The organism is Arthrobacter sp. 4R501 (genome assembly GCF_002929755.1).
GTDB lineage: Bacteria > Actinomycetota > Actinomycetes > Actinomycetales > Micrococcaceae > Arthrobacter.
Window position 1 is genome coordinate 1 of the sequence record NZ_PJIW01000060.1, and the last position, 638, is coordinate 638.

Genomic DNA, 638 nt, shown 5'->3' on the forward strand with positions numbered 1-638 from the left:
TGATCTGCCGGTAGGGGCCTTGGAAGGCCCCTACCGGCAGGTCAGTGGTAGTTGGTGTCTCACCGCCAGGAGGCCCACACCGCGGCACCGAGGCAGATGGCTCCGAACAGGACGGGGACTGCTCGTAGGTTCACGCTTGCTGCTGGGCGCGATCGGCCTCACGGCTGGTCGGCATGGTCACCGGCGATGCGACGCGGCGGGGCCAGGTCCAGGCGGAGCGCAGGATGAAGGCCAGGATCAGCACCTCGACTCCGATGGTGAGGGCGTAGTAGAAGGCCCAGTCCCAGGACGCCCCTGCCGCGTTGAACACCATGATGGGGATGTACAGCGATGCCACGACGAGGTTCGTGACGCGGTTCACCCGGGCGGGCAGCGTCATGGAGAGCAGCACCATCAGGGCCGGGATCGCGATGATCACGAAGAAGATGGACATCAACGTCCCGTTGATGTCGAACTCAAAGATGACGCCGCCCCGGATTTCGTCGATTTCGCCGGGCTGGTAGAGGTGGAAGTAGTCGATGTAGATGACGAGGAACATGAGGCTGGTCCAGGCGGCGGCGAGCTTGGCCTGCACGGGGATCGGAGGGTTGTCGAGCAGTTTCGGGGTGTTCGTTCGGATGGTCATCGGTTCTTCTTTC

1 protein-coding gene is annotated in these 638 nt (G+C 63.5%); it reads right to left on the reverse strand.

The features are described 5' to 3' along the window. Positions 1-130: 130 nt before the first annotated feature. Positions 131-638 (reverse strand): DUF6326 family protein (locus CXR02_RS21880; protein WP_308470707.1); only part of this gene is annotated, 508 nt, incomplete at its 5' end.